The 22,521-nt window shown below is 55.6% G+C and carries 22 protein-coding genes; 21 read left to right on the top strand and 1 reads right to left on the bottom strand.

Translation table 11 applies throughout. The annotated features are described in order from the left end of the window. Positions 1 to 158 precede the first annotated feature (158 nt). The 14 genes from gpr to deoC all read left to right on the top strand — a co-directional run bounded on the left by gpr (position 159) and on the right by deoC (position 15,524). Positions 159 to 1,277: a GPR endopeptidase gene (gene gpr / locus GC56T2_RS12240; protein ID WP_144975533.1), complete on the top strand. Its 1,119-nt coding sequence runs from the start codon at positions 159 to 161 to the stop codon at positions 1,275 to 1,277. Positions 1,278 to 1,350: 73 nt separating this feature from the next. Then, a complete protein-coding gene (gene spoIIP, locus GC56T2_RS12235) occupies positions 1,351 to 2,550 on the top strand; it encodes a stage II sporulation protein P (protein WP_144975531.1) in 1,200 nt (399 codons plus the stop codon). Between the two features lie 12 nt (positions 2,551 to 2,562). After that, on the top strand, positions 2,563 to 2,901 hold the full coding sequence (locus GC56T2_RS12230; RefSeq protein ID WP_144975529.1) for a DUF3679 domain-containing protein: 339 nt from the start codon (positions 2,563 to 2,565) through the stop codon (positions 2,899 to 2,901). 255 nt (positions 2,902 to 3,156) lie between these two features. Continuing rightward, a complete protein-coding gene (lepA, locus tag GC56T2_RS12225; RefSeq protein ID WP_144975527.1) occupies positions 3,157 to 4,986 on the top strand; it encodes a translation elongation factor 4 in 1,830 nt (609 codons plus the stop codon). Positions 4,987 to 5,053: 67 nt separating this feature from the next. After that, positions 5,054 to 6,193, top strand: coding sequence for a radical SAM family heme chaperone HemW (gene hemW, locus GC56T2_RS12220; RefSeq protein ID WP_144975525.1), 1,140 nt, complete (start codon positions 5,054 to 5,056; stop codon positions 6,191 to 6,193). An 83-nt stretch (positions 6,194 to 6,276) separates the two neighbouring features. Next, positions 6,277 to 7,311, top strand: a complete 1,035-nt coding sequence (hrcA, locus tag GC56T2_RS12215) for a heat-inducible transcriptional repressor HrcA (RefSeq protein WP_144975523.1) — start codon at positions 6,277 to 6,279, stop codon at positions 7,309 to 7,311. A 205-nt stretch (positions 7,312 to 7,516) separates the two neighbouring features. After that, a complete protein-coding gene (grpE, locus tag GC56T2_RS12210; protein WP_144975521.1) occupies positions 7,517 to 8,170 on the top strand; it encodes a nucleotide exchange factor GrpE in 654 nt (217 codons plus the stop codon). Positions 8,171 to 8,193: 23 nt separating this feature from the next. Continuing rightward, positions 8,194 to 9,999: a molecular chaperone DnaK gene (gene dnaK / locus GC56T2_RS12205; protein ID WP_144975519.1), complete on the top strand. Its 1,806-nt coding sequence runs from the start codon at positions 8,194 to 8,196 to the stop codon at positions 9,997 to 9,999. Positions 10,000 to 10,131: 132 nt separating this feature from the next. Further along, positions 10,132 to 11,277 carry a molecular chaperone DnaJ gene (dnaJ, locus tag GC56T2_RS12200; protein ID WP_144975517.1) on the top strand — a complete coding sequence of 382 codons (1,146 nt, stop codon included), beginning with the start codon at positions 10,132 to 10,134 and terminating at the stop codon, positions 11,275 to 11,277. Positions 11,278 to 11,282: 5 nt separating this feature from the next. Continuing rightward, positions 11,283 to 12,221: a 50S ribosomal protein L11 methyltransferase gene (gene prmA, locus GC56T2_RS12195; RefSeq protein WP_144975515.1), complete on the top strand. Its 939-nt coding sequence runs from the start codon at positions 11,283 to 11,285 to the stop codon at positions 12,219 to 12,221. Between the two features lie 81 nt (positions 12,222 to 12,302). After that, entirely contained in the window at positions 12,303 to 13,055 is a 753-nt protein-coding gene (locus tag GC56T2_RS12190) for a 16S rRNA (uracil(1498)-N(3))-methyltransferase (RefSeq protein WP_033018920.1), read from the top strand. Positions 13,056 to 13,130: 75 nt separating this feature from the next. Beyond that, positions 13,131 to 14,480 (top strand): tRNA (N(6)-L-threonylcarbamoyladenosine(37)-C(2))-methylthiotransferase MtaB, encoded by a 1,350-nt coding sequence (gene mtaB / locus GC56T2_RS12185; protein WP_144975513.1) that lies wholly within the window; start codon positions 13,131 to 13,133, stop codon positions 14,478 to 14,480. Positions 14,481 to 14,603: 123 nt separating this feature from the next. Then, the gene (locus GC56T2_RS17835) at positions 14,604 to 14,771 is read left to right on the top strand and encodes a hypothetical protein (RefSeq protein WP_186440029.1); all 168 of its coding nucleotides are present in this window, start codon (positions 14,604 to 14,606) and stop codon (positions 14,769 to 14,771) included. Positions 14,772 to 14,852: 81 nt separating this feature from the next. Continuing rightward, entirely contained in the window at positions 14,853 to 15,524 is a 672-nt protein-coding gene (deoC, locus tag GC56T2_RS12180; protein WP_144975511.1) for a deoxyribose-phosphate aldolase, read from the top strand. Positions 15,525 to 15,587: 63 nt separating this feature from the next. On the opposite strand, the gene GC56T2_RS12175 is transcribed toward deoC, so the two are convergent. Further along, positions 15,588 to 16,523 carry a Na/Pi symporter gene (locus GC56T2_RS12175; protein WP_144975509.1) on the bottom strand — a complete coding sequence of 312 codons (936 nt, stop codon included), beginning with the start codon at positions 16,521 to 16,523 and terminating at the stop codon, positions 15,588 to 15,590. A gap of 168 nt (positions 16,524 to 16,691) precedes the next feature. Here GC56T2_RS12175 and rpsU point away from each other — a divergent pair, with 168 nt between their 5' ends. The 7 genes from rpsU (at position 16,692) to ybeY (ending at position 22,520) form a co-directional block, all read left to right on the top strand. After that, positions 16,692 to 16,865, top strand: coding sequence for a 30S ribosomal protein S21 (gene rpsU, locus GC56T2_RS12170; protein ID WP_008879912.1), 174 nt, complete (start codon positions 16,692 to 16,694; stop codon positions 16,863 to 16,865). A 29-nt stretch (positions 16,866 to 16,894) separates the two neighbouring features. Then, complete coding sequence (locus GC56T2_RS12165) at positions 16,895 to 17,341, top strand: GatB/YqeY domain-containing protein (RefSeq protein WP_144975507.1); 447 nt, start codon at positions 16,895 to 16,897, stop codon at positions 17,339 to 17,341. A gap of 104 nt (positions 17,342 to 17,445) precedes the next feature. Further along, complete coding sequence (gene yqfC / locus GC56T2_RS12160) at positions 17,446 to 17,730, top strand: sporulation protein YqfC (RefSeq protein WP_144975505.1); 285 nt, start codon at positions 17,446 to 17,448, stop codon at positions 17,728 to 17,730. 15 nt (positions 17,731 to 17,745) lie between these two features. After that, a complete protein-coding gene (yqfD, locus tag GC56T2_RS12155) occupies positions 17,746 to 18,933 on the top strand; it encodes a sporulation protein YqfD (RefSeq protein ID WP_144975503.1) in 1,188 nt (395 codons plus the stop codon). Between the two features lie 2 nt (positions 18,934 to 18,935). Further along, a complete protein-coding gene (locus GC56T2_RS12150; protein WP_144975501.1) occupies positions 18,936 to 19,898 on the top strand; it encodes a PhoH family protein in 963 nt (320 codons plus the stop codon). A 52-nt stretch (positions 19,899 to 19,950) separates the two neighbouring features. Further along, on the top strand, positions 19,951 to 22,053 hold the full coding sequence (locus GC56T2_RS12145) for an HD family phosphohydrolase (RefSeq protein ID WP_144975499.1): 2,103 nt from the start codon (positions 19,951 to 19,953) through the stop codon (positions 22,051 to 22,053). After that, a complete protein-coding gene (gene ybeY, locus GC56T2_RS12140; protein WP_033018932.1) occupies positions 22,050 to 22,520 on the top strand; it encodes an rRNA maturation RNase YbeY in 471 nt (156 codons plus the stop codon). The genes GC56T2_RS12145 and ybeY overlap by 4 nt, the downstream gene beginning before the upstream one ends. The last annotated feature ends 1 nt before the right edge of the window (position 22,521 follow it).

Here is a 22,521-nt window from a genome sequence, read left to right as displayed (position 1 = left end):
ATGCGAATTTTTGCTGTGAACAGCAGGAAGAACAAATGTTATTCTATCAAACGCCTGTTGATTATGCAAGAGTGTGCAAGCAAAAATCCTTTACGAAATGTGAATGACGTTGCCTCATTGCGGTGACAATAAAAGAAAACGGCATGAGGAGGAACGCCATGGAACAGCCGCTCGATTTACGTCCGTATTCCGTGCGCACCGATTTGGCCATTGAGGCGCATGAGATTGCTGTGGAGGAGCGCCTGCAGCAAAAAAAGGAAAGCGGCGCCCCGATCGAAGGGGTCATCATCCGCGACCAAGAGATCGATGGCATCAAACTGTCGCATGTGCATGTCACTGAGCAAGGAGCGGCTTCAATCGGAAAAAAGCCGGGCCATTATGTGACGATTGAAGCGCAAGGAATCCGCGAGCAAAACAAAGAGCTGCAGCAAAGCGTGCAGCGCGTATTCTCCGAGCAGCTCAGCGCCTTTTTGAAGCGGCTTCGCATTCCGGATGAGGCCAGCTGCCTGATCGTTGGGCTTGGCAACCAAAACGTCACCCCCGATGCGCTCGGGCCGCTGACGGTGGAAAACGTGCTGGTGACCCGCCATTTGTTCCAGTTGCAGCCGGAAAGCGTCGCCGAAGGGTTCCGGCCGGTCAGCGCCCTCGCCCCGGGAGTGATGGGGACAACGGGGATTGAAACGAGCGACATCATCGACGGGGTCGTCCGAAAAACGAAGCCGGATTTTGTCGTTGTCATTGACGCGTTGGCCGCCCGTTCGATTGAGCGCGTCAACGCAACGATTCAAATTTCCGACACCGGCATTCATCCTGGTTCCGGAGTCGGCAACAAGCGCAAAGAGCTGAGCCGCGAGACGCTCGGCATCCCGGTCATTTCGATCGGCGTCCCGACCGTTGTCGATGCCGTCTCGATCACAAGCGACACGATTGACTTTATTTTGAAACATTTCGGCCGCGAAATGCGCCAAGGTCAGCGGCCTTCAAGCGCTCTCGCCCCGGCCGGCTGGACGTTCGGGCGCAAAAAGAAGCTGACGGAACAAGATATGCCGTCGCCGCAAGAACGGTCGACGTTTCTCGGCATGGTTGGCACGCTCGGCGATGAGGAAAAGCGGCGCTTGATTTATGAAGTGCTCGCCCCGCTCGGCCATAATTTGATGGTGACGCCAAAGGAAGTCGATTCGTTTATCAGCGATATGGCGAACGTATTGGCCGGCGGTTTGAACAGAGCGCTGCATCGGCAAGTGAATCAAGACAACGTCGGTTCTTACACGCAGTAGGAAAAAGCGGTTCTATCTTTCCCTGCTTGGCCATAGGTTAAAGTGAGGAGACAAGCCGGGAAAGGGTGGAAGTATGAAACGATGGCGCCCGCCACATGTGATGATCGCTGTTCCAGGAGCCAGCTTAAAAAAGTTGTTGATGCTCGTCGTTGTAGGATGCATGATGATGGTGATGCTCATCGGGGCGCTCACGTCGCTGCGGCCGGAATATCGTCCGTCATCCTCGTCCATTAACGATATGGCGGCCCATTTTCCACAAGAGGCGTTCGTCCGCTTGTTTGCGTTGGAAAACGGGTATTTTGCCCAACTGCTGCCGAAAGAGCGGCGGCGGACAAACTATTCGTCGCTGCTGTTTCGCCTAGCGACGAGCATCAATCCTGATGATCCGCGCAGTTTGCTAGGCAGCGAGCTGCCGGGCTTTGCTCTGTATGACAGCAAAATTTTAATCGCCGGCGAAGGGACGGATTATACGAACATTCCGTATGAATCGGCGCCTCCGCTTGAGGTGATGCTGGCGGAACGGCAGGCATCGGTCGAAGAGCTTGAGCAAGCCGAGCAGACGGAGAATGAAAAGCCGTTGCCGCCGCCAAGGCAGACGACTGAGGGCAGAAAAGTCGTTTACATTTATCACACTCATACGCGCGAGTCGTATTTGCCAGCTTTAAAAGGGGTGACCGACCCGAATTTGGCGTTTCACCGGAGCGTCAATGTCACGAAAGTTGGAGAGAAACTGATGGAAGAGTTGGAGAAGCGGGGCATCGGCGCGCAAGTGAACAAAACCGACATCGAAGCGGAGCTGCTGAAAAAAGGGATGAAATACAGCCAAGCCTATGACATGTCGCGGCAAACGGTCGTCGCGGCGATGAAACAAAACCGCGATTTGCAATATTTGATCGACATTCACCGCGATGCCCACCGGCGCAACTATACGACGACGACGATCAACGGCGCTACATATGCCCGGGTAGCGTTTATTGTCGGCGGCGAGAACGCCGAATATGAGAAAAATTTGCAGCTGGCTACGGAATTGCACCATTTGATGCAAAAGAAATACCCGGGGCTGAGTCGCGGGGTGATCAAGAAGCAAGGGGCCGGCACCGATGGCAAATTCAATCAAGATTTATCGGGCAACGCGATATTGATTGAAATCGGCGGCGTTGACAATACGTTTGCCGAACTGTTCCGCTCGGCTGCTGCGTTTGCCGATGTGTTTAGCGAGTATTATTGGCAGGCCGAGAAAGTTCAAGCGCCGACCCCGCCCGAGAAAAAGTAAAGGGGCGTTGCTATGGCGAAATGGCTGATTCAATTTGGATTGATGCTGTTTCTGTTGTTTTTTGGCGTGCTGTTTGGCATGCAGCAGGCGCACAACGGAATGGAGCGGATGCGCGGCTACGCGGATCCAGCATTTCCGTCCGTCGTTGAAATGAAGCGAAACGACAGCGGAGAGGTGGAGGCGGCGGTGTTTGGTGAGACCGTCACCGCGGCCGATTGGCAAAAAAAGCAGGAAACGATGCGCGAGTTGACATCGTTCAACGTTTTTTCCGAGCTTGGTCGTCAACTCGCTGACGCCGCCACCGCGCTCATGAACACGCTTCTTTCCCTCATCGGCCGGGTATTGGAGTAACTCGGCCGGTTTGTTGTATCATCCGTCAAGGCATTCGCTCAAGCCTAGCGGATTTTTTGTTGCCGTCATGGCGATGAAGCCTCGTTTCCGGTTGCCGCCGACCGGCGTGATGGCCCAAACGGAGAACGAAGCAAAAAAGCAAGGCTAGGGAGAAAGCATCCCGAGCGGTCCGCGCAGTTCACCATTGAATCTTCTTGACGCTGTTGCTATAATCAAAGCTAGTGCAGTTTTGCGAAGAAGCAGGAGTGAGAGACAATGAACCGGGAAGAACGGTTGAAGCGGCAAGAACGGATTCGCAATTTTTCGATTATCGCCCATATCGACCACGGAAAATCGACGCTGGCGGACCGCATTTTAGAGAAAACCGGCGCGCTGTCAGAGCGCGAGCTGCGCGAGCAGACGCTCGATATGATGGATCTTGAGCGCGAACGCGGCATCACGATTAAATTGAACGCGGTGCAGTTGACATATAAAGCGAAAAATGGCGAAGAGTATATTTTCCATTTGATCGACACGCCGGGCCACGTCGATTTTACGTACGAAGTATCGCGCAGTTTGGCTGCTTGTGAAGGGGCGATTTTGGTCGTCGATGCGGCGCAAGGCATCGAAGCGCAGACGCTCGCCAACGTGTACTTGGCGATTGACAATAATTTGGAGATTTTGCCTGTGATCAATAAAATCGATTTGCCAAGCGCCGAACCGGAGCGAGTGCGCCAAGAAATTGAGGATGTGATCGGCCTTGACGCCTCTGATGCCGTGCTTGCGTCGGCCAAAGTCGGCATCGGCATCGAGGAGATTTTAGAAAAGATCGTCGCGAAAATTCCGGCTCCTTCGGGTGATCCGGATGCGCCGCTGAAGGCGCTCATCTTTGATTCGCTTTATGACCCGTATCGCGGCGTCGTCGCTTACGTCCGCATCGTTGACGGAACGGTGAAGCCAGGCCAGCGCATCAAAATGATGTCGACCGGCAAAGAATTTGAAGTGACGGAAGTCGGCGTGTTCACCCCGAAGCAAAAAGTTGTCAACGAATTGACGGTCGGTGATGTCGGCTATTTGACCGCCTCCATTAAAAACGTGAAAGACACGCGCGTCGGGGATACGATCACCGATGCCGAACGGCCGGCGGCCGAGCCGCTCCCCGGCTACCGGAAGCTCAACCCGATGGTGTTTTGCGGCATGTACCCGATCGATACGGCGCGCTACAACGATTTGCGCGAGGCGCTTGAGAAGCTGCAGCTCAACGATGCGGCGCTCCAGTTTGAGCCGGAGACGTCGCAGGCGCTTGGGTTTGGCTTCCGCTGCGGGTTTCTCGGCTTGCTTCATATGGAAATCATCCAAGAGCGGCTTGAGCGCGAATTTCATATCGATTTGATCACGACCGCGCCGAGCGTCGTTTACAAGGTGCATTTGACCGATGGAACCGAAGTTAACGTCGACAACCCGACGAACATGCCCGATCCGCAAAAAATCGACCGCATTGAAGAGCCGTACGTGAAAGCGACGATCATGGTGCCGAATGACTACGTGGGGCCGGTCATGGAGCTGTGTCAAGGGAAGCGGGGCACGTTTGTCGATATGCAATATTTAGATGAAAAGCGCGTCATGCTCATTTACGATATTCCGCTTTCCGAAATTGTCTACGACTTTTTCGATGCCTTAAAATCGAACACGAAAGGGTACGCGTCGTTCGACTATGAATTGATCGGCTATCGGCTGTCCAACCTCGTCAAGATGGATATTTTGCTAAACGGTGAAAAAATCGATGCGTTGTCGTTTATCGTCCATCGCGATTCCGCCTACGAGCGCGGCAAAGTGATCGTGGAAAAGCTGAAAGATTTGATTCCGCGCCAGCAGTTTGAAGTGCCGGTGCAAGCGGCGATCGGCAACAAAATCATCGCCCGTTCGACGATCAAGGCGCTGCGCAAAAACGTGCTCGCCAAATGTTACGGGGGCGACGTATCGCGGAAGCGGAAGCTGCTTGAGAAACAAAAAGAAGGAAAGAAGCGGATGAAACAAATCGGATCGGTCGAAGTGCCGCAGGAAGCGTTTATGGCCGTTTTGAAAATCGATGACCAGAAAAAATAAGCGGACAAGGCTGTCTCCTTGGGGGATAGCCTTGTTTCGTTCGCGCTGTTGGAAAGGAGGAGCACGATTGGCCATTTCCGCCTATTTTCACATCCCTTTTTGTGCCCATATTTGTCATTATTGCGACTTTAACAAAGTGTTCGCCGCCGGCCAACCGATCGACGATTACTTGCGGGCGATGGACAAGGAAATGGCGTGGACGGCCGCTGAGTTTGGCCGCCGGCTCCAAACGCTGTTTATCGGCGGCGGCACGCCGACGGTGCTTGAACCGGCGCAGCTCGGCCGCCTGTTTGAAAGCATTCACCGCCATTTTCAGTTTGACCGACCAACAGCCGAGTTCACCGTCGAAGCGAATCCGGACGGATTGACGAGCGAAAAGCTCGCCATTTTGCGCGCTGCCGGCGTCAATCGCCTCAGCATCGGAGTGCAGACGTTTGAGCCCGAGCTGCTTCATGCCATCGGCCGGACGCATCGGCGTGAAGATGTCGTTCGGGCGGTGGAGATGGCACGAGAAGCTGGGTTTGTCAATATCAGCGTCGATTTGATGTACGGATTGCCGGGACAAACGTTGGCGCTGTTTTTGGCCGACCTCGAGGCGGCGCTGTCGCTCGAAGTGGCTCATCTCTCCGTCTATTCTTTGATTGTTGAACCGAAAACGATGTTTTACAACGAATGGCGGAAGGGCCGCCTTCGTCTTCCCGGCGAAGAAGCGGAAGCGGAAATGTACGAAGCGGCTATGGATCGCCTGCCGGCCGGCGGCTACCGGCAATACGAAATCAGCAACTATGCTTTGCCGGGATTTGAAAGCCGGCACAACTTGACCTACTGGAACAACGAGGAGTACTATGGCATCGGCGCCGGGGCGCATAGTTATATAAGTGGGGTGCGGCGTGAGAACATCGGTCCCGTTCGGCATTACATCGCCGCCATCGAGCGCGGCGAATGGCCGCATCGCACCGTGCGCCGCCTCACCGTCCGCGAACAGATGGAAGAGGAACTTTTTTTAGGGCTGCGCAAGACGGAAGGGGTATCCAAGGCCCGCTTCCGGCAAAAGTTTGGTTGCGAGATGGACGATGTGTTTGGTGCCGCGATTCACCGCGAGCTCGCATGCGGACGTCTTGAGGAGACGAACGGTCACCTCCGCCTGACCAAGCGCGGCCGCTTGCTCGGCAATGAGGTGTTCGCCGCGTTCCTCGGCGAGATGTAAACATTGACATTTGCCCGCTGATTTGCTACCCTAATAATAGATTTAGCACTCAAATTGTTTGAGTGCTAACAGAGGTGAGAAACTTGTTAACGGACCGCCAACTGTTGATTTTGCAGGTGATTATCGACGATTTCATTCGTTCAGGGCAGCCTGTCGGTTCGCGGACGTTATCGAAAAAGCATCAGATTGCGTTCAGCTCAGCGACGATCCGCAATGAGATGGCGGATTTGGAAGAGCTTGGTTACATCGAAAAAACGCACGTTTCGTCCGGCCGCGTGCCGTCGGAAAAAGGATACCGATACTATGTCGACCATCTGCTGCCGCCGCAGCGGCTGACGCGAGCGGACTTGCAAAAAATCCGCTCCGTGTTCGCTGAGCGCATCTGCGAGCTGGAGAAATTGATGCAAAAGTCGGCACAGATTTTGTCCGATTTGACGAATTATACATCGATCGCTCTTGGCCCGGCGTTTAAAGAAAGCAAGCTGAAGCGGATGCAAATCGTCCCGCTCAATGAACAGACGGCGGTGGCCATCATCGTGACGGACACCGGCCATGTCGAAAACCGGGTCGTGACGATTCCGTCATCCATGGATGCGGGCGATCTCGAAAAAATGATCAACATTTTCAACGAGCGCTTAAACGGCGTCCCGCTCGTCGATTTGAAAGAGAAAATGGAGACGGAAGTGGCCGACGTCCTGCGCCGGCACATCCGCAACTACGACAGCGTGCTGAACACGCTCGTTGAGACGATCGATGTTCCCGAAGACGAAAAAGTGTTTTTCGCCGGCAAGGCGAACATGCTCAACCAGCCGGAGTTCAGCGACATTCAAAAAGTGCGCCCGCTTCTGAACATCATTGAGCAAGAAAAAGACATTTACCGCCTGCTCCGCAAGCAAAACCAAAAAGGGGTGCGGGTGTCGATCGGACATGAAAACGAGCTGCGCGGCATGGAAAACTGCAGCTTGATTACGGCGACGTACTCGGTCGGCGATGAGCCGCTTGGAGCGATTGCGATTTTAGGGCCGACGCGCATGGAATATTCGCGCGTCATCACGGTCTTAAACCGCGTCGCCTCCGATTTGTCGGCCGCGCTGACGAAATGGTATCAAAGCCAATAAGAATGGCCATATTGGATAACGGATGGATCGCGCATCCATCCTTTCCTTGTGGCCATTGATACATAAACAAGGAAGGGCCCGGGGGAGCGACAAACGGTTGATCAAGACGCAAGGATCGACCATCGAGTATCGAAGGGCATAGGGAGAGACGAATTCGCTTTTGCCTAACATCCGGCAAAGGGCCCGGGCAGGGAGGTGAAAATCGATGGAACAAGGAGAAAAACAAGCCATGGAACAAGCTACATACGCTGAACCGGAGCGGGAGCGAGCGGGCAAGGAAGAATCCGCCGCGCCGCTTGGCGGAGAATCGAACGCTGCTTTGCATGAGGAAGAAAGCGAACAAGCCGATCGGGAGGAAGCGGCGGAACCGATGGAAACGGCGCCAACAGCCGAAGAGCTGGCAGCAGCCAAGGCGCAGATCGCTGAATTGGAAGCGAAACTGGCCGAGATGGAAAACCGGTATCTCCGCCTGTACGCCGATTTCGAAAACTTCCGCCGTCGGACGCGCCAAGAGATGGAAGCGGCGGAAAAATACCGCGCGCAAAGTTTGGCCAATGATTTGCTTCCGGTTCTCGACAACTTTGAACGCGCCTTGAACATTGAGGCGGACAGCGAACAGGCGAAGTCGATTTTGCAAGGAATGGAAATGGTGTACCGGTCGCTTGTCGATGCCTTGAAGAAAGAAGGGGTCGAGGCGATCGAAGCGGTCGGCAAGCCGTTCGATCCCCATTGGCATCAAGCGGTCATGCAAGCGGAAGCCGAGGGGTATGAGCCGAACACGGTCGTGGAAGAGCTGCAAAAAGGCTACCGGCTGAAAGACCGCGTGCTGCGCCCCGCCATGGTCAAAGTGAGTCAGTAAACGGAAACGGAGGGTGATAGGCGATGAGCAAAATTATCGGTATCGACTTAGGAACGACGAACTCTTGCGTCGCCGTGTTGGAAGGCGGCGAAGCGAAAGTCATTCCGAACCCGGAAGGAAACCGCACGACCCCATCGGTCGTGGCGTTTAAAAACGGCGAGCGCCTCGTCGGCGAAGTCGCCAAACGGCAAGCGATCACGAACCCGAACACGATCATCTCGATCAAGCGCCATATGGGCACGGATTACAAAGTCGAAATTGAAGGAAAGCAATATACACCGCAAGAAATTTCAGCCATCATTTTGCAATACTTGAAATCGTACGCCGAAGACTATTTAGGTGAGCCGGTGACGCGCGCCGTTATCACCGTACCGGCCTATTTCAACGATGCCCAACGCCAAGCGACGAAAGACGCTGGCCGCATCGCCGGCTTGCAAGTCGAACGCATCATTAACGAGCCGACGGCGGCGGCGCTCGCTTACGGTTTAGATAAAGAAGAAGACCAAACGATTCTCGTCTACGACTTGGGCGGCGGGACGTTTGACGTCTCGATTTTGGAGCTTGGCGACGGCGTGTTTGAAGTGAAGGCGACCGCCGGCGACAACCATTTGGGCGGCGACGACTTTGACCAAGTGATCATCGATTATTTGGTCAATCAGTTCAAGCAAGAGCACGGCATCGATTTGTCCAAAGACAAAATGGCGCTCCAGCGCTTAAAAGATGCGGCGGAAAAAGCGAAAAAAGAGCTGTCCGGCGTGACGCAGACGCAAATTTCGCTGCCGTTTATCAGCGCGAACGAAAACGGCCCGCTCCATCTTGAGACGACGCTCACCCGCGCCAAGTTTGAAGAATTGTCGGCCCACCTCGTCGAGCGGACGATGGGACCGGTCCGCCAAGCGTTGCAAGACGCCGGTTTGACGCCAGCCGACATCGACAAAGTCATTTTGGTCGGCGGTTCGACGCGCATTCCGGCCGTGCAAGAAGCGATTAAGCGCGAGCTTGGCAAAGAGCCGCACAAAGGCGTCAACCCGGATGAAGTTGTGGCCATCGGTGCGGCGATCCAAGGCGGCGTCATCGCCGGCGAGGTCAAAGATGTCGTCCTGCTTGACGTCACCCCGCTGTCGCTCGGCATTGAAACGATGGGCGGCGTGTTTACGAAATTGATCGAGCGGAATACGACGATTCCGACGAGCAAATCGCAAGTGTTTACAACCGCGGCCGACAACCAGACGACCGTTGACATTCACGTCTTGCAAGGGGAGCGCCCGATGGCGGCCGACAATAAAACGCTGGGCCGCTTCCAGCTGACCGGCATCCCGCCGGCGCCGCGCGGCGTGCCGCAAATTGAAGTCACGTTCGATATCGACGCCAACGGCATCGTTCACGTGCGCGCCAAAGATTTAGGAACGAACAAAGAGCAATCGATTACGATCAAATCGTCGTCCGGTTTGTCGGAAGAGGAAATTCAGCGCATGATTAAAGAAGCGGAAGAAAACGCCGAAGCCGACCGGAAGCGGAAAGAAGCGGCCGAGCTGCGCAACGAGGCCGACCAGCTCCTTTTCATGACTGACAAAACGTTAAAAGAAGTCGAAGGAAAAGTGAGCGCCGATGACATCAAGAAAGCCGAAGCGGCGAAGGAAGCATTGAAGGCGGCGCTCGAGAAAAACGATCTCGATGACATTCGCAAGAAAAAAGAAGCGCTGCAAGAAGCGGTGCAGCAGCTGTCGATCAAGCTGTATGAGCAGGCGGCGAAACAGGCGCAAACGGGCGCGGCCAACCAAGACAACGTCGTGGATGCGGAGTTTAAAGAAGTCAATGACGATAAATAAGGGAAGAAGGAAAAGTCAAAGTCAGGCCTGCCTTGGCTTTGACTTTTTTTCTAGCATTCACATATTGCCATAAAGCAAAGGGAAATGATAAAATGACCTTTATGTGAATGAATCGGGAGTGGATGATCAACGATGGCGAAGCGCGACTATTACGAGATTCTCGGCGTCAGCAAAAACGCGACGAAAGACGAGATCAAAAAAGCGTACCGGAAGCTTTCGAAACAGTATCATCCAGACATTAACAAAGCGCCGGACGCCGCCGAGAAGTTCAAGGAGATCAAAGAGGCGTACGAAGTGCTGAGCGATGATGAAAAGCGGGCCCGCTACGACCAATTCGGGCATGTCGATCCGAACGAAACGTTTGGCGGCGGATTCCAAGGCGGCGGCTTTGATTTCGGCGGTTTTAGCGGCTTTGGCGGCTTTGAAGATATTTTTGAGACGTTTTTCGGCGCCGGTCCGCGCCGGCGGGCGAGCGGGCCGCGCAAAGGAGCCGACGTCGAATATATGATGACGCTCACGTTTGAGGAAGCGGCGTTCGGAAAAGAAACGGAAATCGAAGTTCCCCGAGAAGAGGAGTGCGACACGTGCCGCGGCAGCGGGGCAAAACCGGGCACAAGCCCGCAATCGTGCCCGCACTGCCACGGCAGCGGGCAAGTGACAAGCGAACAAGCAACGCCGTTTGGCCGCATCGTCAACCGCCGGACGTGCCCGGTCTGCGCCGGCACGGGCCGCTACATTCCGGAAAAATGCCCAACGTGCGGGGGCACAGGGCGCGTGAAACGGCGGAAAAAAATTCACGTCAAAATTCCGGCTGGTGTCGACGACGGACAGCAGCTGCGCGTCGCCGGTCAAGGGGAGCCGGGGATCAACGGCGGGCCGCCGGGGGATTTGTACATCGTCTTCCGCGTCGAACCGCATGAGTTTTTTAAGCGCGACGGCGACGATATTTATTGCGAGGTGCCGCTGTCGTTCGCCCAAGCGGCGCTTGGCGATGAAATGGAAGTGCCGACGCTTCATGGCCCCGTTAAGCTGAAAATCCCAGCCGGCACGCAAACGGGCACGCGCTTTCGCTTGAAGGGAAAAGGAGTGCCGAACGTGCGCGGCTACGGCCAAGGCGACCAGCACGTCATCGTCCGCGTTGTGACGCCGACGCGGTTGACGGAAAAGCAAAAACAGCTGTTGCGCGAGTTTGATCGGCTCGGTGGAGAGACGATGCATGACGGGCCGCACGCCCGTTTTTTTGAAAAAGTCAAAAAGGCGTTCAAAGGAGAAGCGTAAGCGCGATGAAATGGTCAGAAATCAGCATCCATACGACGCACGAAGCGGTCGAAGCGATTTCGAACATTTTGCATGAAGCCGGCGCCGGCGGCGTGGTCATTGAGGACTCGTACGATCTCGTCAAAGACCGCGACGATTGGTATGGAGAGATCGTTGAGCTCAATCCCGACGATTATCCGGAAGAAGGGGTCATCATTAAGGCATATTTGCCGGTCAACAGCTTTCTTGGCGAAACGGTGGAACAAATTAAGCAGGCGATTAACAATTTATGGATATACGATATTGACCTTGGCAAAAATAAAATTACGTTGAGCGAAGTGAATGAGGAAGAATGGGCGACGGCGTGGAAAAAGCATTACCACCCGGTCAAAGTATCGGAAAAGTTTACGGTCGTGCCAACGTGGGAGACGTATGAACCGGCTTCCGACGACGAGCTGATTATCGAAATGGACCCGGGCATGGCGTTTGGCACCGGCACGCACCCGACGACGGTCATGTGTCTGCAGGCGCTTGAAAAATACGTGCGCCCTGGCGACGAGGTCATTGATGTTGGCACCGGCTCCGGCATTTTAAGCATCGCCGCGGCGATGCTCGGCGCCCGGTCGGTGCGGGCGCTCGATTTGGATCCGGTGGCGGTCGACAGCGCGCGGCTGAACGTGAAGCTCAATAAGGTGCAGCATATCGTAACGGTCTCACAAAACAATTTGCTTGACCATATCGAGGAACCGGCTGACGTGATCGTCGCCAACATTTTAGCGGAAATCATTTTGCGCTTTGCCGGCGACGCCTATCGGCTGTTGAAGCCGGGCGGCCGCTTGATCGTCTCGGGCATCATTCAGGCGAAAAAACAAGAGGTCCAAAACGAATTGCTCGCTTTAGGATTTGCGATCGCCGACACGAAGGTGATGGAAGATTGGGTGGCGTTGGTCGCCGCGAAACCGTAAGCAAACAGGAGGCGGCCTTCGACGAAACCGTTTTGTTGCGATCGTTGTTTCACGAAACCGTAAGCAAAGAAGGGATGTCGGTTGCAGCGCTATTTCGTTTCCGAACAGGCACGGCGCGGGGAAATCGTTGCGATCAGCGGCGATGACGCCCATCATATCGCTCGCGTCATGCGCATGAAACCGGGCGCGGCGATTGCCTGCGTGTTTCCGGACGGGCGCACGGCGGTTTGCCAGATTGAACAAATTGCCAATGAGCAAGTGCAAGCCCGTATTGTACAATGGAAAGAGGAGCGGCGTGAACTGCCGGTGCGCATTTATATCGCGCAAGGGCTGCCGAAAGGGGACAAATGGGAGCTTGTCATCCAAAAAGGGACGGAGCTCGGGGCGGCCGGTTTTTTGCCGTTTGCTGCCGCTCGTTCGCTCGTCAAATGGGAGGACAAAAAAGCGGAGAAAAAGGTGGAGCGGTGGAAAAAAATCGCGAAAGAGGCGGCTGAACAGGCCGAGCGAACCGTGGTGCCGGACGTGCGGGCGCCGCTTTCGTTGGCCGAGCTCGTTGCGTTTGGCGAAACGGTTGACGTTCGGCTGTTCGCTTATGAGGAGGAAGCGCGCCGAGGGCGGCACGCTTCGCTCCCGGCCCTTTTGACCGACCTTGCGCCCGGAGGTTCGCTTTTGGCCGTCTTTGGGCCGGAGGGAGGATTCAGCGCGGAAGAAGCGGAACGACTCGAGCAGCACGGCTTTTTGCCGTGCAGCCTTGGGCCGCGCATTTTGCGGACGGAGACGGCGCCGCTTTATTTGCTTGCCGCTGCTTCCTATGAGTGGGAGCTGCGAAGGTAGCCTGCGGATAAGCGATCCGCGGACGACGGAAATCTCCCCTGCGACCGAGCGGGGGAATAGAGTGAGGTGAATGCGATGCCAACAGTGGCTTTTCATACATTGGGCTGCAAAGTCAATCACTATGAAACGGAAGCGATCTGGCAGCTGTTTAAACAGGCCGGCTACGAACGGAAAGAGTTTGAAAGCCGCGCCGATGTTTATGTGATCAATACGTGCACGGTGACGAACACCGGCGACAAAAAAAGCCGTCAAGTCATCCGCCGCGCGGTGCGCCGCAATCCGGACGCCGTCGTTTGCGTGACCGGCTGCTATGCGCAAACATCGCCGGCTGAGGTCATGGCCATTCCGGGTGTTGATATTGTCATCGGGACGCAAGACCGCCATAAAATGTTAGAGTACATTGAGCAGTTTCAGCGCGAACGGCAGCCGATCAATGCCGTCCATAATATCATGAAAACGCGCGTCTTTGAGGAGATGGATGTGCCGGAATTCACCGACCGGACGCGGGCGTCGCTGAAAATCCAAGAAGGGTGCAACAACTTTTGCACGTTTTGTATCATTCCATGGGCGCGCGGCTTAATGCGCTCACGCGACCCGCAGGAGATCATCCGTCAGGCGCGCCAGCTCGTCGCTGCCGGCTACAAAGAAATCGTGCTGACCGGCATTCACACCGGCGGTTATGGCACCGATCTGAAAGACTATAATTTTGCCGCGCTGTTGCGCGATTTGGACGAGCAAGTGCCGGGGCTGAAGCGGCTCCGCATTTCATCCATCGAGGCGAGCCAGCTGACCGATGAAGTCATCGAAGTTTTGCGGCGGTCGGACAAAATCGTCCGCCACTTGCACATCCCGCTCCAATCGGGGTCGAATACGGTGCTGAAGCGGATGCGCCGCAAATATACGGTGGAATTTTACGCCGAGCGGCTCGCCCGGCTGCGCGACGTGTTTCCGGAACTGGCGGTGACCTCAGATGTCATCGTCGGCTTCCCTGGTGAAACGGAAGAGGAATTTATGGAGACGTACAACTTTATTCGCGAGCAGCGGTTTTCCGAGCTTCACGTTTTCCCGTATTCGAAGCGGACCGGCACGCCGGCGGCGCGCATGCCGGATCAAATTGATGAAGAGACGAAGCACGACCGCGTCCGCCGCTTGATCGCCCTTTCCGACCAGCTGGCGAAAGAATACGCCTCGCAGTTTGAAGGGCAAGTGCTTGAAGTCATCCCGGAAGAGCGTGACAAAGAAGAGCCGCACTTGTACGTCGGCTACACCGATAATTACTTGAAAGTCCGTTTTCCAGCGTCCGACGAGCTGATTGGCGAACTGGTGAAAGTGAAGATCACCAAAGCCGGCTACCCGTATAACGAAGGCGAGTTTGTCCGCGTTGTGCCGGACGAGGCCGTCCGATCGGTAAAATTAAGTTCCTAATCCCAATGGCCGATTTAGGCTAAGCACGTCCGCCTCATACTTCCCAGCCTTTAGGCTGGGTTTTTGTTTTCGGTGAAAATGGCGAACTGACATGGATTTTCATCCTTGGGTGGAGGGCGGATCGTGCTGCTCATGGACCTTTCCGTAAAAATCCCGTGCCCGCAGGCGGTGATGTTCATCTCTGAGCGGAGGGCGGACCGCTGCCCATGGATCTTTTTCCGTCCATTTCTCTCGAGCAGGCTAACAAGCTCGCCGGAAGATGAAATGGGAGACGATACGGATGGCGGCTAGTTTTTATGGCAACGACATGGTATGATGGTAGACGTCAGACCTTTCATTTTTTGCAGTAGCAGGAGAAAGGAGCGATGTTCCATGACAGAGAATATGGCCAAAATGATCGATCATACGCTGCTCAAGCCAGAGGCGACGGAAGAACAAATCATTCAACTATGCCGCGAAGCGAAACAATACGGCTTCGCCTCCGTCTGTGTCAACCCGGCGTGGGTGAAAGCGGCGGCGCGCGAGCTTTCCGGCACCGATGTCCGCGTTTGCACCGTCATCGGTTTTCCGCTGGGGGCGACAACGCCGGAAACAAAAGCGTTTGAAACGAATAACGCCATCGAAAACGGCGCCGGCGAGGTGGATATGGTGATCAACATCGGCGCGTTAAAAAGCGGCGATGTTGAGCTTGTTGAGCGCGACATTCGCGCTGTCGTCGAGGCGGCGGCCGGAAAAGCGCTGGTGAAAGTGATTATCGAAACGGCTTTGCTGACCGATGAAGAAAAAGTGCGCGCCTGCCAATTGGCGGTGAAGGCGGGGGCCGATTACGTGAAAACGTCGACCGGATTCTCCGGCGGCGGCGCGACGGTCGAGGACGTGGCGCTCATGCGGCGGACGGTCGGTGACAAAGCGGGCGTCAAAGCGTCAGGCGGCGTGCGCGATCGAGAAACGGCCGAAGCGATGATCGCAGCCGGGGCGACGCGCATCGGGACGAGCTCCGGGGTGGCGATTGTCCGCGGGCAAACGGGCGGCGCCGGCTACTAAGCTCGACGGCCGCCTGGCGCTTCGTTCGAAGGAAACATCGCCGCCGTCCACCGATGTCGGCCACTAAGCTCGGCGGCTGCCGTGCAAATGGATCATAGCCCGCTCAATGGCGCCGGCAAACGGCAACGCGGCGACGGAACAAATGACGTTAAACATGACGCTGACATGGGCGAGCTGCACGTCCGGGGCCGGGCTGAGCAAAGCGGCGAAGCGGGCGAGCGGCGCGGTGAAAAAGGCAAACACGGCGACGCCGGCGACGTTCAGCCACAGATGGGTGTAGGCGGTCAGCCGCGCCTCCTTGCCGGCTCCGATCGACGCCAACAGGCCGGTGATGCACGTCCCGATATTCGCGCCAAGCAAAATGGCAATGGCAGCTGGCAGCGTCAACAATTGTTCGTTTACAAACCCCATGGCGATGCCGATCGTCGCCGCGCTGGAATGGACGAGCGCGGTCAAGGCGATGCCGACAAGCAAACCGGCGGCCGTCGAGCGGTTCGTCTCCTGAAGCCAGACGTTGACAAACGGATAGGCGGCCAGCGGCCTCGCCAAGCTTGAAAAACCGTCCATGGCAAACAGCAAGACGGCCAGACCGGCGACCGCCATGCCGATGCTGTAAAGGAACCGACGGCGGCCGAGAAAAACGAGCAGCGCGCCCCCCAAAAGAAGCGGAATGGCGCCCTCGCCGAGATCGAGCGTCATCAGCTCCGTCGTGAGCGTCGAACCGATGTTGCTGCCTAAGATGATGCCGATGGACTGCCGGAACGATAAGTAGCCGGTGGCGACAAGGCCGACGGTCATCACCATCACGGCCGAACTGCTTTGCACAAGCGCGGTTGTCGCCAAGCCGGTGAGAAACGATTGCCAAGGTTTGGCCGTAAAGCGCATCAGCCATTCGTTCATTCGGTCGCCGGACAACGTGTAAAGCCCCGCCCGCATCATCAACATGCCGAGAAGAAAAATAGCGGTGTAAACAGCCAACAGTACAAAGAGTGGACCCATCGGCGCTCTCTCCCTTCATCCTATATGTATGGGCCTTGTCCGTCGGCAATGACCGCTTTTTCGGAAGACGAACGCCGCGCGCTTTTTGTATTGACCTTTTCGATCGGCATGTATTATAATTGACAAGTACAATATGCAATGGTTGGTGTTCGGAGGGAGGGAAGCAGGATGTCCAAAACGATCGTGCGCAAAAACGAGTCGATCGATGACGCTCTTCGTCGCTTTAAGCGTGCCGTTTCGAAAACAGGCACTTTGCAAGAAGTGAGAAAGCGTGAATTTTACGAAAAGCCAAGCGTCAGACGGAAGAAAAAATCTGAAGCGGCGAGAAAGCGCAAGCACTAAGAGCACGCATTAAAGAGGGTGTATAGTCGGTGAGTCTTCTCGATCGTTTGAATAACGATATGAAGCAGGCGATGAAAAGCAAGGAGAAAGAAAAGCTGTCCGTTCTCCGCATGCTGAAGGCGGCGCTACAAAACGAAGCGATCAAGCTCGGCAAAAGCGCGCTGTCCGAGGACGAAGAGCTGACGGTTCTTTCCCGTGAACTGAAACAGCGTAAAGACTCCCTCCAAGAATTTGAAAACGCTGGCCGTTCAGATCTAGTCGAAAAGGCAAAAACCGAAATTGAAATCGTTCAGTCGTATATGCCGAAGCCGCTGACGGAAGAGGAGCTCCGCGAACTGATCGCAGAGACGATCAAAGAAGTCGGCGCTTCTTCGAAAGCGGATATGGGAAAAGTGATGAGCGCGATCATGCCGAAGGTGAAAGGGAAAGCGGATGGTTCGCTCGTCAATCAACTCGTGCGACAACAGTTGTCATAATGGGCGATGGGCCTTGCCGGACAGGCGGGCCCATCGTTTTTGAAAAGCGGTGCTAGAACCCCCTTTTGTCTCATACATATGAGATGAAAGGGGGTTCTTTTTTGATGGTGAAAAGGTGGCGCCAGCAGGTGAAGCGGTGGATGGCGGAAACGCTCGAGCTTCCCGCCGACATTATGATGGATTTGCCTCGCATTACGATGATTGGCCAAATCCATATTTACATTGAAAACCACCGCGGGCTGCTCGCCTTCAGCGATAAAGAGCTCCGCTTGTTGCTGCGAAACGGCCAGCTTATTGTCCGCGGCGAACAATTTGTCATTAAAACGATATTGCCGGAGGAAATTTTGCTGGAAGGAAAAATTAACCAAGTAATGTATATCGATGAATAGCGAGGAGGAACGGGGATGAAGAACGAATGGGTCGACACGCTTGCCGGCAGCGTGCGGGTCAAAGTGAGAGGAAAAGGGATCGAACGATTGATCAACGCCTGCGTCCGCCAAGGGATGGCTGTTTGGAACGTGAAAAAGCATAGCGCGGATACCGTGACGTTCTTCATTAGGCTCAGCGATGTAAAACAGCTGCGCCATATCGCCCGGAAAAGCGGATGCAAGCTCTCGTTTGTCGGCCGAACCGGCTTGCCGTTTTTTTGGCGCCGGGTTTGGCGAAACAGCGGGTTTTGGCTTGGCCTGCTCGTTTTTCTAGCGGGGGTGTTTTTGCTGTCGAACGTCGTGTGGAACATCGACATCGAGGGGGCGACGCCGGAGACCGAGCATCAAATCGTCCGCGAGCTGAAGCGGATGGGAGTGGAGCGCGGCGCATTCCAATTTTTGCTCGACGACCCGGAAACGCTACAAAAAAAGTTGACGGAACGAATTCGCGACATTACGTGGGTCGGGGTGGAATGGAAAGGGACATCGCTTCATTTTCAAGTGGTGGAAAAGGAAATTCCCGAACCGAAACAACCGCTTCCGCCGCGCCATTTGGTCGCCAAAAAAGAGGCGGTGGTGGCGGACTTATTCGTTGAAGAAGGACAACCGCTCGTTTCCGTCAACGATTACGTGCAAAAAGGGCAGCTGCTCGTCTCGGGCATCATCGGCGCCGAAGGGCGAACGAAATTTGTGCCGGCTAACGGGAAGGTGTTTGGCGAAACATGGTACAAGTCTACCGTTGTCCTGCCGCTGGAGACGACGTTTCACGTGTTGACGGGAAAAGCGATGGCGCGCCATTATATCGGGATCGGCCGACTGTCCATCCCGGTCTGGGGTTGGGAGAAGCCGCCGTTTTCCCATATGGTTGTTGAAAGAGAAAAGCGGCCGTTTCGCTTTTGGAAATGGGACTTGCCTTTTTATTATGAACGTGTCATCATCCGCGAGGCGGAAGCGGTGAAGCGGAGCTACACGTGGGAAGAAGCGTTCGCGGAAGCAAGGCGCATCGCCCGCCGCGAACTGCGGGCCAAACTGCCCGAGGAGGCGGCCATCCGCGGCGAAAAAGTTTTGCATCAGGAGAAAGAGAATGGTAAAGTAAGGGTAGAATTGCATTATGAAGTCATTGAAAACATTGCTGTACCACAACCCATTGTTCAAGGAGATTGAGAATGTCAGAGCAGTTCGTTACGATCAGCCAACACGTGCGAAATCAACAGGAAGCGGCTGCGCTCTTTGGCGTCCATGATGCCCACTTGAAACGGATGGAAGAAGAGCTTGGCGTCTCCATTGTGACGCGCGGGGAAACGGTCAACGTTTCCGGCCCGCCCCAGCAAGTCCAGCTTGTCGATGAGCTTTTGCGCCATTTGCTCATCGTCATTCGCAAAGGGGTGGCGGTCGGGGAGCGCGATGTGATGTATGCGATCCAGCTGGCGAAAAAGGGGGCGCTTGACGGCCTCGTTCAGCTGTATGACCAAGAGATCGTGAAAAACGCCAAAGGAAAGCCGATCCGCGTCAAAACATTGGGGCAGCGCTATTATGTGGCTGCGATCGAACAGCACGATTTGACGTTTGGCATCGGTCCGGCTGGCACCGGGAAAACGTATTTGGCGGTCGTTATGGCCGTCAAAGCGCTGAAAGCCGGAAGCGTCAAGCGCATCATCCTCACCCGCCCGGCGGTCGAGGCGGGAGAAAGCCTTGGCTTTTTGCCCGGCGATTTGAAAGAGAAAGTCGATCCGTATTTGCGGCCGCTCTATGACGCGTTGCATGATGTGCTCGGCGCCGAGCAGACGCAGCGGCTCATTGAGCGAGGGACGATCGAAATCGCCCCGCTCGCCTACATGCGCGGGAGAACGTTGGACGATGCCTTCGTCATTCTAGATGAGGCGCAAAACACCACGCCGGCGCAAATGAAAATGTTTCTGACCCGGCTTGGGTTCGGATCGAAAATGGTGATTACAGGCGATATTTCCCAAGTCGACTTGCCGCGGGGAGTCGAATCAGGTCTCTCCGTCGCCAAGCGCCTTCTGGCTTCGATCAGCGGCATCGCCTTCGTATTTTTGGAACAGTCGGATGTCGTCCGCCATCCGCTCGTTGCCAAAATCATTGACGCTTATGGCGAGGCCGGCTTATAAAAAAACCGCGCAACGGGCGGCCGCGCCTTTTTGAAAAGCGAGGGGAAAACCGGTGGGAAGGCTTCGTTTTTTTCTTGAGCGGACAAAAACGGTCCGTTTCGTCCGCTTCTGTCTGTTTTTGTTTTTGGCCGTTCTGTTGTTTGCTGTTTTGTACTGGCAAGTCAAGCCGCGCCAATATGAACTGCGCCTGTTTGACGTCGCCAAGGAAACGATTCGCTCCCCGGTGACGGTGGAAGATAAAGAGGCGACCGCCCAGCTGAAGGAAGAGGCGGCGGCGAAAGTAGCGGATGTTTACACGTTAAAAAAAGAATACGCTGAAAACCGGGTCGACCTTCTTTCCTCGCTGTTTGCGGCGATTGAGAGCGTGCAAAAGGAGGCCGAATCGGACCGCGCGGCGGGCGGGATGGCGGCCAAACTCGAGGAACGGTTGCCGCCGGAATGGTTCGCCTATTTGTCGGCAGAGGAATGGCAGCGCCTGCTCAGCGCCGCGCCTTCAGAGCTGAAGACGGCGAAGGAGGCGGCGCTCACCGCCGTTCATGCGGCCATGAGCGAACGCATTTCGCAAAACGATTTGGAGGCCGCCCGCGAACAGGCGGCCAACGAGATTGAATACGCCGCTCTGCCGCCGGCGCTTCGCGAACCGGTTGCCAAGCTTTGCCGGCGAGCGGTGATCCCGAACGTCGTCTACGATCGGACGGCGACCGAGGAGAAACGGCGCCAGGCGATGGATGAAGTGAAGCCGGTGAAAATTTTGCAAGGACAAGTGATCGTGGAAGAAGGGCAATTCATTACAAGCGATATTTATCGGCGGCTTGAGCTCGTCGGCCTGCTTGAAAGCGACCGTCCATCCTTTACGGCCGTCGGGCTGGGAATGTTTGTGCTCCTCTTGCTCGCCCCGCTCATGTACTATTTTCGCCACGAGCCGACGAATGAGAAGCTGTCGCTTTATACCGCCGTTTTGACGGGGATGATGGCGGTGATGGTCTTGATTCGCCTGTTGCCTTCCGGAAGCGCTGTCTCGGTCGGCTATTTGGTGCCGGCGGCGTTCGGCCCGATGTTGGTGCGCCTTTTGCTTGGCGAGCGGCTTTCGGTCATGACGGCCATCATCGGGGCGGTGTGCGGGAGTTTGCTGTTCAACGAAGAAATGGGAGCTGCCGGAACGGTGTCCGTATCGTTGGCCGTGTATTTGCTCGCCGGCGGTTTGGCCGGAACGTTTGGCCTGCCGAAGGAGCTGGCGAAGGCGAACATTTGGCGGACCGGGGTGCTGGTCGCTTTCGTTCAAACGGTTTCGCTTTTATCGCTCCTGCTTTTGAAAAACGGCCGTTATTCGCTGACGGAAATCGGTTTGATGGCGCTGATGGCCGCGGCCTCAAGCGTGTTTTCCGTCATTTTGACGATCGGCCTTCTGCCGGTGCTGGAGGCGGCGTTCGGCATTTTGTCGCCGCTGCGGCTCATCGAGCTGTCGAACCCGAACCATCCGCTTTTGCGCAAATTGCTTACCGAAGCGCCGGGGACGTATCACCATAGCATCATGGTCGCCAATCTGGCCGAAGCGGCGTGCGAGGCGATCGGCGCCAACGGCCTGCTGGCGCGCGTCGCCTGCTACTACCATGACATCGGCAAGACGAAGCGGCCTCGGTATTTCATCGAAAATCAAATGGGCGGCAATCCACATGATCATTTGTCGCCGCAGCTGAGCAAAAATATTATTATCGCCCACGTCGCCGACGGCGTCGCCTTGCTCCGCAGGCACCGACTGCCAAAGGAAATCATCGACATCGCTGAACAGCATCACGGCACAACGCTGCTGAAATACTTTTACCATAAGGCGTGCGAGCAGAGCGAATGGGTTTCGGAAGCAGAGTTTCGTTATCCCGGACCGAAGCCGCAGACGAAAGAGGCGGCGGTCATCAACATCGCCGACAGCGTCGAAGCCGCGGTCCGTTCGCTCGCCAACCCATCGCCAGAAAAAATCGAGAAGGTGGTGCGCTCGATCATTGCTGACCGTCTGCAAGACAATCAGCTGAACGAATGCGACATCACCCTCAAAGAGTTGGAGCTTGTCGCCCGTTCGCTTTGCGAGACGCTAAACGGTGTGTTCCACTCGCGCATTGAATATCCGGAAGTACAGAAGGAAAAGGTGAAACATGCATGACGATTCACATTGATTTTATTGACGAAACGAATGAAATGACCCGCGAGCAGCTTGAGACGATCGAGCGGCTGCTCGCGGAGGCCGCCGCCGTGGAAAACGTGCCGGACGGGGCCGAAGTGTGCGTTTCATTCGTCGACAACGAGCGCATTCGCGTCATGAACCGCGATTACCGGGGAAAAGATGCGCCAACCGACGTGCTCTCGTTCGCCTTGGAAGAGGAAGGGGAAGGGGAGATTGGCATCACCGGCGCCGATTTGCCGCTGGCGCTTGGCGACATCGTTATTTCAGTGCCGAGGGCAAAGGAGCAGGCGGCCGAATACGGCCATTCGCTCATGCGTGAGCTCGGATTTTTGGCTGTCCACGGCTTTTTGCATCTGCTTGGCTATGATCATGAAACAGAAGAAGAGGAGCGCGTCATGTTTGCCAAGCAAGAAGAGATATTGACGCGGCTTGGATTGACGAGATAGC

Origin of the sequence: Geobacillus sp. C56-T2, from assembly GCF_007829715.1 — a bacterium.
Classification (GTDB): Bacteria; Bacillota; Bacilli; order Bacillales; family Anoxybacillaceae; genus Geobacillus; species Geobacillus icigianus.
This window is presented reverse-complemented; position numbering and strand designations above follow the sequence as displayed.